This window comes from Mycobacterium sp. SMC-13 (assembly GCF_045311035.1).
Classification (GTDB): domain Bacteria; phylum Actinomycetota; class Actinomycetes; order Mycobacteriales; family Mycobacteriaceae; genus Mycobacterium.
In genome coordinates this window covers 40,636-56,269 of record NZ_JBJIAI010000015.1, presented here as the reverse complement: position 1 = coordinate 56,269, position 15,634 = coordinate 40,636, and the positions used below count along the sequence as shown (strand labels likewise).

The window sequence follows — 15,634 nt, the reverse complement described above, 5'->3', positions numbered from 1 at the left end:
CATGGACGCTGACGTCATCGTCGTGGGGGCCGGGCTGGCCGGGCTGGTCGCCGCCGCCGAACTGCTCGAGCGGGGCCGGTCGGTTCTGGTCGTCGACCAGGAGAACGAGGCCAACATCGGTGGCCAGGCGTTCTGGTCGTTCGGCGGGCTGTTCTTCGTCGACAGCGCCGAACAGCGACGGGTCGGTATCCGCGACAGCTACGAGCGGGCGCTGGAAGATTGGCTGCGCACAGCAGGTTTCGACCGCGACGAGGACCACTGGCCCGAGCAGTGGGCCCGCGCCTACGTCGACTTCGCCGCCGGCGAGAAGCGCAGCTGGCTGCGCGAGCGGGGCCTGCAGACCTTCGCGTTGGTCGGCTGGGCCGAACGCGGCGGCTGGGACGGCAAGGGGCCGGGCAACTCGGTGCCGCGCTTCCACATCACCTGGGGTACCGGCCCGGCACTGGTCGACATCTTCGCGCGACGGGTCGTCGGGCACCCCAAAGTGCGCTTCGCACACCGGCATCGGGTCGACGAACTGATTGTCGATCAAGGCGCCGTCGCCGGCGTGCGCGGCGCGGTGCTGGAACTGTCGACCACCGCCCGTGGAGAGGCGTCATCGCGTAACACCGTGGGGGAGTTCGAGTTCCGCGCGCAGGCGGTGATCGTCGCCAGTGGTGGCATCGGCGGCAACCACGACCTGGTGCGCCAGAACTGGCCCAAGCGCATGGGCCGGGTGCCCGGCCAGCTGCTGTCCGGTGTGCCCGCGCACGTCGACGGCCGCATGCTCGGCATCAGCCAGGCGGCCGGCGCCAGCGTCATCAACAACGACCGGATGTGGCACTACACCGAGGGCATCACCAACTACGACCCGATCTGGCCGCTGCACGGTATCCGCATCCTGCCCGGGCCGTCGTCGCTGTGGCTGGACGCCACCGGCAAGCGGCTGCCCGACCCGCTGTACCCGGGCTACGACACCCTGGGCACGCTGGAGTACATCTGCCAAACCGGTTACGACTACACGTGGTTCGTACTCGACCAGAGCATCATCGCCAAGGAATTCGGGCTCTCCGGACAGGAGCAGAACCCCGACCTCACCGGCAAGAACCTGCGGGAAGTGCTGGGGCGTAGCCGGGGCGGCGGCCCGGCTCCGGTCCGCGCGTTCGTCGACAAGGGCGTGGACTTCGTGTCGGCGAACACGTTGCGCGACTTGGTTTCTGCCATGAACAAGGTGCCCGACGTCGAACCGCTGGACTACGCGACCGTCGAGGCCGAGGTCAACGCCCGCGACAAGGAGATGACCAGCAAGCTCACCAGCGACGGCCAGACCGTGGCCTACCGGGCCGCACGCTCGTACCTGCCGGACCGGCTGGCGCGCATCGCCGGACCGCACAAACTGACCGACCCCAAGGCCGGCCCGATGATCGCCGTCAAGCTGCACATCCTGACCCGAAAGTCCTTGGGCGGCTTGCACACCGACCTCGACTCGCGGGTGCTGACACCAGAGGGTGCGGTGCTCGAGGGACTGTACGCGGCCGGCGAGGCGGCCGGTTTCGGCGGCGGCGGTGTGCACGGCTACCGGGCGCTGGAAGGCACCTTCCTGGGTGGCTGCATCTTCTCCGGCCGCGCCGCCGGACGTGCCGCGGCCCGCGCCGTCGGCTGAGTTCCTAGCCGCCGGCGGGTGACTGCACGCGGTCGGCGCCCCTGGCGCGCGGGGAACGATGCAGTACCTGCGGGCCGGCGGCCAGGACCGCCAGGCACACCATCGACGTGGCATAGAGCGCGCCGCCGATGATGTCGGTGAAGTAGTGGAAGTGGTTGCTGGCCATGCCGATAGACGGGATGGCGGCGCCGATCGTCGCGATCGTGACGCTCCACGCGTGCACCCCGATCCCGAGCACCAGCATGGCCGCGACGGTGATCGCCACGGTGGTGTGGCCGCTGGGATACGCCAGATTCTCGCCGTACCAGGGCCGGCCGAACAGCACCTTCAGCACCTTGGCGCCGATGATCGAGATGACCGGGCACAACGCGGCCACGGTGGCCAGCCGCCACTCGCGTCGCCACAGCGGGATGCCCACAGCCAGCAGATAGAGCGGTACCAGCACCTTGACGCGGTTGAGCAGCAGCATCCAGTACGGGTGGTCGCCGAGCAGTGCGCGCGACGTCTGCATGAACCAGTGATCCACGGCCGAGTCACCCGACCGGACGACGATGCCCAGCGCGATCATCGCGGTGAACCCGACAAGCGGCCACCACACCAAGAACCGTCGCGCGTTCAGAACCGCATCTCCTGCTCGGGCGTCAGCACCCGGAAGTCGGTGTCGGTCATCTCGTCGAGGCGGCCGTAGTAGATGCCCTTGGCCTGCTCGGCGACGACGCCCTGATGGATCGGCACCGCATGCTGCGGCGCGACGGCCCGCAGGAAGTCGACGGCCTCGGCGATCTTCATCCACGGAGCGGCGGCCGGTGCGGCCAGCACCTCGACCGGCTCGTCCGGCACGAACAGCGCGTCGCCCGGGTGCATCAGGCGGGCAGCGTGACCAGCATCACCGACCAGGTACGAGATGTTGTCGATGATCGGAATCTCCGGGTGGATCACCGCATGCTTGCCGCCTGCGCCGCGCACCGTCAGGTGACCGATCGACACCGTGTCGCCGACGTGCACGGCCTGCCACGCGCCACCCAGCTGCGCCGCGGTCATGGGGTCGGCATACAGCTTGGCCTGCGGATTCGCCTCGACCAGGGCCGGCAGCCGGGCCGGATCGGCGTGGTCGGGGTGCTGATGAGTGATCAGGATGGCGTCCAGTCCCGTGATGCCCTCGAACCCGTGCGAGAAGTTGCCCGGGTCGAACAGGACCGTCGCCTGCGCGTCACCGTCGGTGAATCGGGCCAACAGGCAGGAATGTCCGAAGTGCGTCAGCTCCATCAGTCCATTGTGCGGGCATCGCGGCGCACAAGGGCGCCGGTAGAGTACAGATGTCTTCCCGTCGCTACGCTCGCCTCGGCAGAGCAATCCGACCCGAACAAAGGAGCGCGCGTGGCCCGCGTCGTTGTGCACGTGATGCCCAAGGCCGAAATCCTGGACCCGCAAGGCCAGGCGATTGTGGGAGCGCTGGGGCGCCTCGGGATCACCGGAGTGTCCGACGTCCGCCAGGGCAAGCGCTTCGAGCTCGAGGTCGACGACACCGTGTCCGACGAGACGCTGGAGCACGTCGCCGAGACGCTGCTGGCCAACACCGTCATCGAGGACTTCTCGGTGCACCGGGAGAACGCATGACCACCAAGGTCGGTGTCATCACCTTCCCCGGCACGCTCGACGATGTCGACGCGGCGCGCGCCGTCCGGGCCGTCGGCGGCGAGGCCGTCAGCCTCTGGCACGCCGATCCGGACCTGAAGGGCGTCGACGCCGTCATCGTCCCCGGCGGTTTCTCGTACGGCGACTACCTGCGCTGCGGCGCCATCGCCAAGTTCGCGCCCGTCATGACCTCGGTCGTCGAAGCGGCCGGCAAGGGCATGCCCGTGCTGGGCATCTGCAACGGCTTCCAGGTGCTGTGCGAGGCCGGGCTGCTGCCGGGCGCGCTGACCCGCAACGAGGGTCTGCACTTCATCTGCCGCGACGTGTGGCTCGAGGTGACCGCGACGTCGACCGCGTGGAGCAGCCGCTATGAACCCGGCGCCGACATCCTGATCCCGCTCAAGTCGGGTGAGGGTCGGTACGTCGCGTCGGAGAGCGTGCTCGACGAGCTCGAAGGCGAAGGTCGCGTGGTCTTCCGCTACCGCGACAACATGAACGGCTCGATGCGCTCGATCGCCGGGATCAGCTCGGCCAACGGCCGCGTCGTCGGCCTGATGCCGCACCCCGAGCACGCCACCGAGGCCCTCACCGGCCCGTCCGACGACGGACTCGGCATCTTCTTCTCGGCACTCGACGCGGTCCTGAGCGCCTGACGCCGTTCTGGCTTGCCCGACCTGTTGACCCTGACCTGAGGGCGCACCTCGCTCGAACGAATGCGCCCTGGGTACAGGGTCAACTGGCGGCGGGATCAACGAGTAGATCAGCTGTCGAGCGCGACCGACGCTTCCGCGGTGTAGCAGAGGAACGTCAGCGTCTCCTGCAGGTACAGCTGCACCGTCTCGGCATCGTGCGACAGGTAGCCGATGGTCACGTCGGTGCCCAGCTGCAGATCGAAATCGCCTCCGCGCGTGGACAATACGAACGCGCCATCGATGGCGGGCGCCCAGATGATCTCACCGTCGACCAGTCGGTTGAGGTGCTCCAGCAGCGGGTAGCCGTGCTCGGTGGTCTCACTGACCTTGGTGTAGGCCTCCGCCGACAGCAGCACCGAGTACGGCCCGTCCACACCGGCCAGCCGCAGCTCGGACAGCGCCTGGGAGATCACGTCCGGGTAGCCCCGCGGGTCGCTCGGCAGCGCCAGCGCCGGGTTGGAGCTGGCGGCGCGGATGCCCTCGATCTGCGCGGCCGGGTAGCCCTCGAAGATCGCCCGGTCCTCCGAGAACGCCAGCTTCTTGGCGGCTTCCTTCACCGGATCCCAGTCGGAGTCCTGCGCGCCGCGCTCGACGTCGTCGATCGCCGTGCGGGTCACCGTGAACGGCACCCGCAGCCGCACCAGCGGCCGGGCTTCCCGAAGGTGCGCCACCACACCGTCGGCCGGCGACGTGACATCGACGAGATGGCCGGTGCTGACCGCGGCCGTCTTCGGTCCACCCGGCTCGCTCACGTCGACGACGCGACGGCCGGCGATGTGCCGCTTGAACGTCCGGGCGGCCTCCTCTTCGATCTGGGCCCACGCGGCCGCGGTGATCGGAGCGAGATCGCGGTACAGGTTGTTCATTGCGGTTGACCTTTCAGACTGCCGATGGACAGGGTGCCAGTTGACGTGGGTTGGGCTTCGGGTTCGGCCGGTGCTGCGGCGGGCAGGGGCGGCGGGGCATCGAGGAAATCGACTGTGGGAGTGAAGAACAACACTCCGGTGACCGCCGTGGAGAAATCCAGGATGCGATCGGTGTTGCCCGGCGGATCGCCGATGAACATGTTGCGCAGCATGCGTTCGGTGACGGCCGGGTCGGCCGAGTACGCGATGTAGTACGTGCCGAATTCCCCTGAGCCGACGCGGCCGAACGGCATGTTGGCCCGCACGATCTGCAGTTGGTTACCGTCGTCGTCCTCGATGACGTTGAGGGCCAGGTGTGAGTTGGGCGGCTTGACGTCGTCGGCCATCTCGATGTCCTCGAGCTTGCTCCGGCCGATCACCCGTTCCTGCTCGGTGACGCTGAGCGACTCCCACGACGCCATGTCGTGCAGGTACTTCTGCACGTGAACGTAACTGCCACCGGCGAATTCGGGATCGTCGTCGCCGACCAGTGCCGCGACCACGGCATCCGGTCCGTCCGGGTTCTCGGTGCCGTCGACGAAGCCGAGCAGGTCGCGGTTCTCGAAGAACTTGAATCCGTGGACCTCGTCGATCACCGTCACCGCGCCGTCGAGTGACTTCAGAATCTGGCTGGCCAGCTCGAAACACACGTCCATGGCGTTCGCCCGGATGTGGAACAGCAGGTCGCCCGGCGTCGACGGCGCGTGGTGACGCGCACCCTGCAATTCCGGGAACTCATGCAGCCCGGCCGGCCGCGGCCCGCTGAACAAGCGATCCCAGGCGTCCGAGCTGATGCCGGTCACGAGGCTCAGACGGCTTGCGGGCGTGCGGAATCCAACTGCCCGAACGAGTCCGGACAGCCCGGTGAGCGCATCGTGCACTTCGGGCTCGGCGCCCTCATCGATGGTGGCGATGAGAAAGATGGCAGCAGATGTCAACGTGGTGAGAACGGGCTGAGGCCGTGCGGGACACACGAACTCGACCCTAGCGGCAACGGCAACGGATTTCCGGGTGATGATGGCCTCATGACCGGAGCTACTGCCGCAGGCCTCTGCGGGTTCATCGACGCGTCGCCCTCACCCTTCCATGTGTGCGCGACGGTGGCCGCGCGGCTGACCGCCGCCGGGTTCACCGAACTCGCCGAGACCGACGCCTGGCCCGCCTCTCCCGGTAACTACTTCACGGTGCGGGCCGGCTCGCTGGTGGCGTGGCGGGCGACGGACGCGCCGAACCCCTTCCGCATCGTCGGCGGCCACACCGACAGCCCCAACCTGCGGGTCAAGCAGCACCCGGACCGGTTCGTCAGCGGCTGGCAGGTCGTGGCGCTCGAGCCCTACGGCGGCGCGTGGCTGAACTCGTGGCTGGACCGCGACCTCGGCATCAGTGGCCGGCTCTCGGTACGGCGCGGCAACACCGTCGAGGACGTCCTGGTCCGGATCGACGACCCGATCCTGCGGGTGCCGCAGCTGGCCATCCACCTGTCCGACGACCGCAAGGGCGTCAGCCTCGATCCGCAGCGGCACGTCAACGCGGTGTGGGGCGTCGGGACCGGAACCCGGGACTTCGTGGCCTTCGTCGCCGAGCGGGCGGGCGTCGAGGGCGCCGACGTCCTGGCCGCCGACCTGATGACGCACGACCTGACGCCCTCCCGGCTGATCGGCGCCGACAGTGAGCTCGTCAGCGCACCCCGGCTCGACAACCAGGGCACCTGCTACGCCGGGCTGGAGGCGTTCCTGGCCGCGCCGGCTGCCGACTACGTTCCGGTGCTGGCGCTGTTCGACCACGAAGAGGTCGGGTCGACGTCCGACCACGGCGCGCAGTCCGATCTGCTGCCGACGGTGCTGGAGCGCATCGTGCTGGCGGCTGGCGGAACGCGCGAGGATCTGCTGCGCCGGCTGGCCGGCTCGATGGTGGCCTCGGGCGACATGGCGCACGCCACGCACCCGAACTACCCGGAGCGGCATGAACCGGGGCACCTCATCCAGGTCAACGGCGGCCCGGTGCTCAAGGTGCAACCCAACCTGCGGTACGCCACCGACGGCCGGACCGCCGCGGCGTTCGCATTGGCCTGCGCGCAAGCCGGGGTACCGCTGCAGCGGTACGAGCACCGCGCCGACCTGCCGTGCGGATCGACGATCGGACCGATGACCGCCGCCCGCACCGGCATCCCGACCGTCGACGTCGGCGCCGCGCAGCTGGCCATGCACTCGGCACGCGAGGTGATGGGCGCGCTCGACGTGCCGGCCTACGCCGCGGCGCTGCAGGCGTTCCTGGCACCCGCCTAGAGTTTGACCATGGCACTCAAAGTGGAGATGGTCACATTCGACTGCACCGACGCGCAGGCCCTCGCCGACTGGTGGGCCGCGCAATTCGGCGGCAAGGTGCACACCCTGATGCCGGGGGAGTTCTTCGTCGTCAACTTCCCGGAGGGCCCGAATCTGGGCTTCCAGCAGGTCGACGACCCGACGCCCGGCAAGAACCGGCTGCACCTGGACTTCCACCTCGAAGGCGACATCGAGCCCGAGCTCGAGCGCCTCAAAGCCGCGGGCGCGACGGAAACCGAACGCCATGCCTTCGGCGAGGTGGCCCGCTGGGTGGTGCTGGCCGACCCGGAGGGCAACGCGTTCTGCATCGCGGGCGCGGCCTGACGGGCTAGGGACCGGCCTGCTCGACCAGTTCGACGCCGGTGGACACCACCGGCTCCGACGCGGCATGCCACGCCTTGGACGCGACGACGATGGCGCCGGCACAGATACACACCAGGGCCGCGATCACGGCCAGTACCGCGATCGCACCCCGGTTGAGTCCGATGTGAAGTCTCATCCGGCCACGCTAAGAGTGCGGGATGAGGCCCCGATGGGTCCTACCTAGCAGCCCGCTATGAGGGCCGCCGCGATGAGTTCCCGCCTTCGGGCGAGTCGACCTAGTGTTGAACCGCCGATCGAGAACGGAGTCCGCCATGGCCGACGCCAAGGATGTATCGCAATCACGGGCCGTGTGGGCCGGTCGCACCACACCGCAGAAGGCCGGCCTCGTCCTGAGCGCCTTCCTCCTGCTGTTCCTGCTGGCCGATGCCATTCCGAAGATTCTCGGGATGGAGTTCGCCCGCACCGCGACCGAGGGCATCGGCTTCCCGCCCTACCAGACGTACGTCATCGGGTGGGTGCTGCTGGCTTGCATCATCGTGTGGGTGATCCCCCGCACCGCAGTGCTGGGCGCGGTCGGGCTGACGGCCTATCTCGGCGGTGCCGTGACCATCGACATGCACCAAGAGGCGTGGTTCCCCGTGGTCTTCGCGGTGGCCTTCGGACTCTTGATCTGGGGCGCGCTCATCCTGCGGCGGCCGGCGCTGCTCAAGGTGCTGGTCAGCGGCGACGAGTAGCCGGCGCTCGCCGTGGCGGGCGGGCAAGTTCCGCAACGATAGACTCTCTGCGTGACGTCCTCGGTCGATACCGTCAATAACGCGACTACCACGCCCGACCAGCCGCAGCCGTATCGCGAGCTCGGTCTCAAGGATGACGAGTACCAGCGCATCCGCGAGATCCTCGGCCGTCGGCCCACCGATGCCGAGCTGGCCATGTACTCGGTGATGTGGAGCGAGCACTGCTCGTACAAGTCCTCCAAGGTGCATCTGCGCTACTTCGGTGAGACCACCACCGACGAGATGCGCGCCGGCATGCTGGCCGGTATCGGCGAGAACGCCGGCGTCGTCGACATCGGTGACGGCTGGGCCGTCACCTTCAAGGTCGAATCGCACAACCACCCGTCGTACGTCGAGCCCTACCAGGGCGCGGCCACCGGCGTCGGCGGCATCGTCCGCGACATCATGGCCATGGGCGCCCGCCCGGTCGCGGTGATGGACCAGCTGCGCTTCGGCGCGGCCGACGCGCCCGACACCCGCCGCGTGCTCGACGGCGTCGTCCGCGGCGTCGGCGGCTACGGCAACTCGCTGGGCCTGCCGAACATCGGCGGCGAGACCATCTTCGACCCGTCGTACGCCGGCAACCCGCTGGTGAACGCCCTCTGCGTGGGCGCGCTCCGCGTCGAGGACCTGCACCTGGCGTTCGCGTCGGGTACCGGCAACAAGATCATCCTGTTCGGCGCCCGCACGGGACTGGACGGCATCGGCGGCGTCTCGGTGCTGGCCTCCGACACCTTCTCCGGCGACGAGTCGGGCGCCGGCCGCAAGAAGCTGCCGTCGGTTCAGGTGGGCGACCCGTTCACCGAGAAAGTCCTGATCGAGTGCTGCCTGGAGCTGTATGCAGCCCACCTGGTGGTCGGTATCCAGGATCTCGGTGGCGCCGGATTGTCCTGTGCCACTTCGGAACTGGCATCGGCCGGCGACGGTGGCATGCACATCGACCTCGACAAGGTGCCGCTGCGCGCGACCGGCATGACCCCGGCTGAGGTGCTTTCCAGCGAGTCGCAGGAGCGCATGTGCGCCGTCGTGACGCCGGAGAACGTCGATGCGTTCATGGCCGTCTGCCGCAAGTGGGACGTCCTGGCGACGGTCATCGGTGAGGTCACCGACGGTGACCGGCTGAAGATCAGCTGGCACGGCGAGACCGTCGTCGACGTGCCGCCGCGCACCGTCGCGCACGAGGGCCCCGTCTATGAGCGGCCGGTCGAGCGCCCGGACACCCAGGACGCGCTGATCGCCGACACGTCGGCGAAACTCCCGCGGCCCAAGACCGGCGACGAGCTGCGCGCCACCCTGCTGCAGCTGCTCGGCAGCCCGCACCTGTGCAGCCGCGCGTTCATCACCGAGCAGTACGACCGCTATGTCCGCGGCAACACCGTGCTGGCCGAGCACGCCGACGGCGGCGTCCTGCGCATCGACGAGGCCACCGGCCGCGGCATCGCCGTCTCGACCGACGCGTCGGGCCGCTACACCCAGCTGGACCCGTACACCGGCGCGCAGCTGGCGCTGGCAGAAGCCTTCCGTAACGTCGCCGTCACCGGCGCGACGCCGGTGGCCGTCACCAACTGCCTCAACTTCGGCTCGCCGGAGGACCCGGGCGTCATGTGGCAGTTCTCGCAGGCCGTGCGCGGCCTCGCGGATGGCTGTGCGGCCCTTGGTATTCCGGTCACCGGCGGCAACGTCAGCTTCTACAACCAGACCGGCTCGACGGCCATCCTGCCGACTCCGGTGGTCGGCGTGCTCGGCGTCATCGATGATGTGCACCGCCGCATCCCGACCGGCATCGGCCTGGAGCCGGGCGAGACGCTGATCCTGCTCGGCGACACCCATGACGAGTTCGACGGTTCGGTGTGGGCCCAGGTCACGGCCGATCACCTCGGTGGCGTCCCGCCTCGGGTGGACCTGGCGCGCGAGCAGCTGTTGTCCGAGGTGCTGACCGCGGGTTCGCGCGACGGATTGATCTCGGCCGCCCACGACCTGTCCGAGGGCGGGCTCATCCAGGCTGTCGTCGAGGCCGCGCTGGCCGGCGAAACCGGTTGCCGGGTACTGCTTCCGGAAGGTGCGGACCCGTTTGTGCAGCTGTTCTCCGAGTCGTCCGGCCGGGTGCTGGTCGCGGTGCCGCGCACCGAGGAGAGCCGCTTCATGGCGATGTGCGAGGCCCGCGAACTGCCGGCCGTCCGTATCGGTGTGGTGGACCCGGGCAGCGACTCGGTCGAGGTGCAGGGTCAGTTCAGCGTCACGCTGGACGAACTGCGCACAACTTCCGAGAGCGTGCTGCCCGCCCTGTTCTCCCATGAGTGATTTGTGCACGAAAATCCGCGCCCACCGCGGAAAATCGTGCACAAATCCCTGAGATGGTGACGCGTAAGGCGCCCGACCCGGCGGCGACGCGGGCGGCGGTGCTGCTCGTCGCCGACTGGCTGCGCGACGAGCAGACCGGAACGCCGCCGCGCGCCGCGATCGCGGAGGCCGTGCGGCTGACGGCGCGCACGCTGGCGGCCGTCGCGCCCGGCGCCAGCGTCGAGGTGCGGGTGCCGCCTTTCGTTGCGGTGCAGTGCATTTCGGGCCTCAGTCATACCCGCGGCAATCCGCCCAACGTGGTGGAGACGGACCCGCGCACCTGGCTGCTACTGGCCACTGGGCTGTTGTCGCTCGACGACGCGACGGGCGTCGTCGAGCTGTCGGGGTCGCGGGCACCGGAGATCGGCCCGTGGCTGCCGCTGGTCGAGCTGTAGCGCTCACTTGAAGAACGGGTATTCCTGCACCCAGTGAAAGCCCCTGTTGCGCAACGTGAATTGATCGAGGTCGACCTGATCGAGGGCGATCTGTACCGGACGGCCCTGCAGCGTGCCGGTCAGTTGCAGCTGCCGGGCCGCCGGCCGCGAGACCTTCAGCTCGGCCAGTGCCGCGCCGCCGGGTCCGGTCGCGGTGATGGTGTCGGACTTGATGGTGGCGGGGGCGTCGACCAGTTCGCCGTTCATGCGCTGATACGTCAGGGCGCCGTCGGTCTCGAAAACCAGCCGTTGCCAACGGGTTTGATCGGTCGTCAGTGGCGGCAGCGGCTTGCCGTCAACGCTGAACTCCCGGACCGCCCAGATGCCGTACAGCTCGGGTTTGGCCATGCCGCCGCCGTAGGCGTGCCACGCCTGCCAGCTCGCGAAGACGCATCCGGCCAGTACCCAGAGCCCGAGCACGGCCTGCACGGTGGCGGCTCTGCGATTGGCCCGCGCGGAGCTGAACAGGGCGGGTTGGCTCACCGGCTCCGACGGGCGTTGCAGCACGAACAGGTCCGTCAGCCGACGCAGCTGCGGCGCGAGCAGCACCAGGCTCATCAGCAGCAGATGTCCGGACAGGATCTTGACCGGCACGTCGAACGTCATGTTCAACAGGAACACCTGGGCCATGCTGGCCAGCCCGAGCAGCGTGCCCAGGGTCGCGGTGCGCGGCAGGAACATCAGCAATCCAGCCAGTACCTCCACGGCGCCGAGCGTCATCTCGTACGGGTGTGAGCTGCCCACCTGCAGCCACAGCACAGAGGCCGGACTCAAGTCGCCGAAGGACCGCAGCAGCGCGGACGGCGGCGGAGACGGCATCTGGGTGGGCACCAGTTTGGCGAACCCGTAGAAGAGCATCTGGCCGGCGACGCACAACCGCAGGAAGGTCAGGAACCACGCCGACAGCCGCGCGTAGTCGGGCCGCCGTCGGTCAATGAGCGTCCACACCGCGGTGCCGACGGCCGCGACGACCGCCAGGGTGAAGACCATCACCCAGACGACGGTCTGATCGCCGCTGCCGGAGTCCTGATGGAGCACCGCGTCGACGCCGAAGACCTCGCGACCGACCCACCTCAGTGGCGGGCCCAGCAGCGTCATCTGCCACATCACCGCCAGCTTGGGCAGCCACTCGCCGACGATCCCGAAGAAGGCAAAGGTGATCTGCGCGAACAACACACAGAACAGACCGAAGTACAGAAAGCAGAATCTGAATGCGATCTTCGTCACGGTCGACCATGGCCGGGTGGGGTCGGCGGCGACGGGATCGGCGACAACGGAACCGGAACTCTCGGATAATTGACTGGCCATGAAATCCATATAAACAGCCGGATTGAAGTGGGCTGATGAGACGGCTGACGCCCCCGCGCGAAGCCGTCCGCGGCGCGGCGGCCGAGCCGGAAACCGGCCCGGCCGACACGCCTACGGTGTACGACGCGCCAACAGAAGGAAGATTCGATTCCGTTTCGCGCCCAACGGGACCGTAGACTCGAACCCGTCACCAACCGCCTCCCCGGGAGCAGCCCTATCGTGACCGAACAGACCGAGAACGAGCCACGCGAGGAATGCGGCGTATTCGGGGTCTGGGCCCCTGGCGAGGATGTGGCAAAGCTCACTTACTACGGTCTCTATGCCCTGCAACACAGAGGGCAGGAAGCGGCAGGTATCGCTGTCGCTGACGGATCGCAGATTCTGGTCTTCAAGGACCTCGGTCTGGTCAGTCAGGTGTTCGACGAGCAGACCCTGGCCGCCATGCACGGCCACGTCGCCGTCGGGCACTGCCGCTACTCCACCACCGGCTCCACGACGTGGGAGAACGCCCAGCCGGTGTTCCGCAACACCGCCGCCGGCACCGGCGTCGCGCTCGGCCACAACGGCAACCTGGTCAACACCGCCGAACTGGCGGCGCGGGCCCGCGAAGCCGGACTGATCAACGCGCGTGGCCATGTCGCCGCCACCACCGACTCGGACATCCTGGGCGCCCTGCTGGCGCACGGCGCGGCCGACTCGACGCTGGAACAGTCCGCCCTGGAACTGCTGCCGACGGTCCGTGGCGCGTTCTGCCTGACCTTCATGGACGAGAACACCCTGTACGCCGCGCGCGACCCGCACGGCGTCCGTCCGCTGTCCCTGGGCCGGCTGGACCGCGGCTGGGTCGTCGCCTCCGAGACCGCGGCGCTGGACATCGTCGGCGCCTCGTTCGTCCGCGACATCGAGCCCGGTGAGCTGCTGGCCATCGACGCCGACGGCGTGCGCTCCACCCGGTTCGCCAACCCCGAGCCCAAGAGCTGCGTCTTCGAGTACGTCTACCTGGCCCGCCCGGACAGCACCATCGCCGGCCGCTCGGTCCACGCCGCGCGCGTCGACATCGGCCGCAGGCTCGCCCAGGAGAAGCCCGTCGACGCCGACCTGGTGATCGGGGTGCCCGAATCGGGCGTACCCGCGGCTGTCGGCTACGCGCAGGGCTCGGGTATTCCGTTCGGCCAGGGCCTCATGAAGAACGCCTACGTCGGGCGCACGTTCATCCAGCCGTCGCAGACCATCCGTCAGCTCGGTATCCGGCTCAAGCTCAACCCGCTGAAGGAAGTCATCCGCGGCAAGCGGCTGATCGTCGTCGACGACTCGATCGTCCGCGGCAACACCCAGCGCGCCCTGGTCCGCATGCTGCGCGAGGCCGGTGCTGTCGAGGTGCACGTACGCATCGCGTCGCCGCCGGTGAAGTGGCCATGCTTCTACGGCATCGACTTCGCCACCCCCGCCGAGCTGATCGCCAACGCCAAGAGCACCGAGGCGAGCGAAGACGAGATGCTCGAAGCGGTCCGGCACGCGATCGGCGCCGACTCACTCGGCTACATCAGCCGCCAGGGCATGATCGCTGCCACCGAGCAGCCCGCCACCCGGCTGTGCGCGGCCTGCTTCGACGGCAACTACCCGATCGAACTGCCAGGTGAAGCCGCCCTCGGCAAGAACGTCGTCGAGCACATGCTGGCGTCGGCGGCCCGCACCGGCCTGCCGCTGACTGCCGACAACGACAACGCCTCGGCCCTGCGCCGTCCCTGACCTGACGGCCGTCAACAGGCGCGACGTGCATCCGCGAGGGTGCGACCGGTAGCCTTGGGGCCGATGACTAGCCAGGATGAGCGAGCTGAATCGATTGGCGCCTCCTACGCTTCGGCGGGGGTTGACATCGAGGCAGGCGATCGCGCCGTCGAATTGTTCAAGCCCCACGCCAAGAAGGCCACCCGCCCCGAGGTCCGGGGTGGCCTCGGAGGTTTTGCCGGGCTGTTCGGCCTGAAAGCCGGGTACCGCGAGCCGCTGCTGGCTTCGTCGACCGACGGTGTGGGCACCAAGCTCGCCGTGGCGCAGGCCATGGACAAGCACGACACCGTCGGCATCGACCTCGTCGCGATGGTCGTGGACGACCTCGTGGTGTGTGGCGCCGAGCCGCTGTTCCTGCAGGACTACATCGCCGTGGGCCGCACCGTGCCCGAGCGCGTCGCCGAGATCGTCTCAGGCATCGCAGAGGGCTGTGTGCAGGCCGGCTGTGCGCTGCTGGGCGGTGAGACCGCCGAGCACCCGGGCCTCATGGAGCCCGACCACTACGACATCTCCGCGACCGGCGTCGGCGTCGTCGAGGCCGACGACCTGCTGGGCCCCGAGAACGTCCGCCCCGGCGATGTGATCATCGCCATGGCCGCCACCGGCCTACACTCCAACGGCTACTCGCTGGCCCGCAAGGTGCTGCTCGAGATCGACCGCATGAGCCTGTCCGGGCACGTCGAGGAGTTCGGCCGCACGCTCGGCGAAGAGCTGCTGGAGCCGACACGGATCTACGCCAAGGACTGCCTCGCGCTGGCCGCCGAGACCCAGGTACGCACCTTCTGCCACGTCACCGGCGGCGGACTGGCCGGAAACCTGGAACGCGTCATCCCGCACGGCCTGACCGCAGAGATGGACCGCGGTACCTGGACGCCGGCACCGGTGTTCCAGATGATCGCCCAGCGCGGCCGCGTGGAGCGTGCCGAAATGGAGAAGACGTTCAACATGGGTGTCGGCATGGTCGCCGTCGTCGCGCCGGAGGACACCGACCGCGCACTGGCGATTCTGACTGCCCGGCACCTGGACTGCTGGACTCTGGGCACCGTCAACAAGGGTGGCAAGAGCAGCGTTCGCGCCGAGCTGGTGGGCCAGCACCCGCGCTTCTGACCTTCGGGTCGCGCGCGGGGCTGGGCCTGCGGCCCTGGGACTCAGGGCCGCTCGTGGGGTCTAGTGACGCCAGTCGTCTTCGGGTACGGCCCAGCGACCGGCGGGCTCGTCGCCCGAGTCGTCGTCCAGGTCGTCATCGATGGCACTGGAGCTGTAACCAACGGAGTCGTTCGAGAGCTCTCGCTGCAACCGAGTGAAATCGGTCTGCGGTGAGCTGTACTTAAGGTCTCGAGCAACCTTGGTCTGCTTTGCCTTTGCCCGGCCGCGGCCCATAAGGGACCCCCTCGCGCAATAACGGAGCGGCCCGATGTGCAGGCGGCTCCGATCTGAGTGTGTTTATTGTCCTGCCGTTAGCTTACCGT

General features: G+C 68.7%; 17 protein-coding genes. 10 read left to right on the top strand and 7 right to left on the bottom strand.

Annotated features, from left to right (window positions below; all coding sequences use genetic code 11):
- The first annotated feature begins 1 nt into the window (after position 1).
- A complete protein-coding gene (locus ACJH6I_RS21015; protein ID WP_406784446.1) occupies positions 2 to 1,642 on the top strand; it encodes an FAD-binding dehydrogenase in 1,641 nt (546 codons plus the stop codon).
- A 4-nt stretch (positions 1,643 to 1,646) separates the two neighbouring features.
- Here ACJH6I_RS21015 and ACJH6I_RS21010 read toward each other — a convergent pair whose 3' ends face one another.
- Positions 1,647 to 2,240: a phosphatase PAP2 family protein gene (locus ACJH6I_RS21010; protein ID WP_212813482.1), complete on the bottom strand. Its 594-nt coding sequence runs from the start codon at positions 2,238 to 2,240 to the stop codon at positions 1,647 to 1,649.
- Positions 2,241 to 2,257: 17 nt separating this feature from the next.
- Positions 2,258 to 2,908, bottom strand: a complete 651-nt coding sequence (locus tag ACJH6I_RS21005) for an MBL fold metallo-hydrolase (protein ID WP_212813480.1) — start codon at positions 2,906 to 2,908, stop codon at positions 2,258 to 2,260.
- 111 nt (positions 2,909 to 3,019) lie between these two features.
- Here ACJH6I_RS21005 and purS point away from each other — a divergent pair, with 111 nt between their 5' ends.
- Both purS and purQ read left to right on the top strand, forming a co-directional pair.
- Positions 3,020 to 3,259 (top strand): phosphoribosylformylglycinamidine synthase subunit PurS, encoded by a 240-nt coding sequence (purS, locus tag ACJH6I_RS21000; protein WP_020098778.1) that lies wholly within the window; start codon positions 3,020 to 3,022, stop codon positions 3,257 to 3,259.
- On the top strand, positions 3,256 to 3,930 hold the full coding sequence (gene purQ / locus ACJH6I_RS20995; protein WP_064985390.1) for a phosphoribosylformylglycinamidine synthase subunit PurQ: 675 nt from the start codon (positions 3,256 to 3,258) through the stop codon (positions 3,928 to 3,930). Before purS ends, purQ begins: the two co-directional genes overlap by 4 nt.
- Positions 3,931 to 4,037: 107 nt before the next feature.
- Here the strand turns inward: purQ and ACJH6I_RS20990 are convergent, their stop codons facing one another.
- Positions 4,038 to 4,835, bottom strand: coding sequence for a family 1 encapsulin nanocompartment shell protein (locus ACJH6I_RS20990; RefSeq protein ID WP_212813478.1), 798 nt, complete (start codon positions 4,833 to 4,835; stop codon positions 4,038 to 4,040).
- Entirely contained in the window at positions 4,832 to 5,848 is a 1,017-nt protein-coding gene (locus ACJH6I_RS20985; RefSeq protein WP_212813471.1) for a Dyp-type peroxidase, read from the bottom strand. The genes ACJH6I_RS20990 and ACJH6I_RS20985 overlap by 4 nt, the downstream gene beginning before the upstream one ends.
- Before the next feature lie 51 nt (positions 5,849 to 5,899).
- Here ACJH6I_RS20985 and ACJH6I_RS20980 point away from each other — a divergent pair, with 51 nt between their 5' ends.
- On the top strand, positions 5,900 to 7,159 hold the full coding sequence (locus ACJH6I_RS20980; RefSeq protein ID WP_406784445.1) for a M18 family aminopeptidase: 1,260 nt from the start codon (positions 5,900 to 5,902) through the stop codon (positions 7,157 to 7,159).
- 9 nt (positions 7,160 to 7,168) lie between these two features.
- Positions 7,169 to 7,522: a VOC family protein gene (locus tag ACJH6I_RS20975; protein ID WP_020098783.1), complete on the top strand. Its 354-nt coding sequence runs from the start codon at positions 7,169 to 7,171 to the stop codon at positions 7,520 to 7,522.
- A gap of 4 nt (positions 7,523 to 7,526) precedes the next feature.
- Here the strand turns inward: ACJH6I_RS20975 and ACJH6I_RS20970 are convergent, their stop codons facing one another.
- Complete coding sequence (locus ACJH6I_RS20970; protein ID WP_212813467.1) at positions 7,527 to 7,697, bottom strand: hypothetical protein; 171 nt, start codon at positions 7,695 to 7,697, stop codon at positions 7,527 to 7,529.
- Between the two features lie 136 nt (positions 7,698 to 7,833).
- On the opposite strand from ACJH6I_RS20970, the gene ACJH6I_RS20965 reads away from it, so the two are divergent.
- From ACJH6I_RS20965 to ACJH6I_RS20955, 3 genes are read left to right on the top strand one after another with little or no spacing between them, the layout of a single operon-like run.
- Positions 7,834 to 8,256, top strand: coding sequence for a DoxX family protein (locus ACJH6I_RS20965; protein WP_212813465.1), 423 nt, complete (start codon positions 7,834 to 7,836; stop codon positions 8,254 to 8,256).
- A gap of 51 nt (positions 8,257 to 8,307) precedes the next feature.
- Complete coding sequence (gene purL, locus ACJH6I_RS20960; protein WP_212813463.1) at positions 8,308 to 10,596, top strand: phosphoribosylformylglycinamidine synthase subunit PurL; 2,289 nt, start codon at positions 8,308 to 8,310, stop codon at positions 10,594 to 10,596.
- A 53-nt stretch (positions 10,597 to 10,649) separates the two neighbouring features.
- Positions 10,650 to 11,030 (top strand): sterol carrier family protein, encoded by a 381-nt coding sequence (locus tag ACJH6I_RS20955; RefSeq protein ID WP_406784444.1) that lies wholly within the window; start codon positions 10,650 to 10,652, stop codon positions 11,028 to 11,030.
- A 3-nt stretch (positions 11,031 to 11,033) separates the two neighbouring features.
- Here the strand turns inward: ACJH6I_RS20955 and ACJH6I_RS20950 are convergent, their stop codons facing one another.
- A complete protein-coding gene (locus tag ACJH6I_RS20950; RefSeq protein WP_406784443.1) occupies positions 11,034 to 12,377 on the bottom strand; it encodes a DoxX family protein in 1,344 nt (447 codons plus the stop codon).
- A 216-nt stretch (positions 12,378 to 12,593) separates the two neighbouring features.
- On the opposite strand from ACJH6I_RS20950, the gene purF reads away from it, so the two are divergent.
- Both purF and purM read left to right on the top strand, forming a co-directional pair.
- Positions 12,594 to 14,126: an amidophosphoribosyltransferase gene (purF, locus tag ACJH6I_RS20945; protein WP_060998897.1), complete on the top strand. Its 1,533-nt coding sequence runs from the start codon at positions 12,594 to 12,596 to the stop codon at positions 14,124 to 14,126.
- A gap of 63 nt (positions 14,127 to 14,189) precedes the next feature.
- The gene (gene purM, locus ACJH6I_RS20940) at positions 14,190 to 15,272 is read left to right on the top strand and encodes a phosphoribosylformylglycinamidine cyclo-ligase (RefSeq protein WP_020098790.1); all 1,083 of its coding nucleotides are present in this window, start codon (positions 14,190 to 14,192) and stop codon (positions 15,270 to 15,272) included.
- Positions 15,273 to 15,332: 60 nt separating this feature from the next.
- Here the strand turns inward: purM and ACJH6I_RS20935 are convergent, their stop codons facing one another.
- Positions 15,333 to 15,545, bottom strand: a complete 213-nt coding sequence (locus tag ACJH6I_RS20935) for a DUF3073 domain-containing protein (RefSeq protein ID WP_060998895.1) — start codon at positions 15,543 to 15,545, stop codon at positions 15,333 to 15,335.
- Between the last annotated feature and the right edge of the window lie 89 nt (positions 15,546 to 15,634).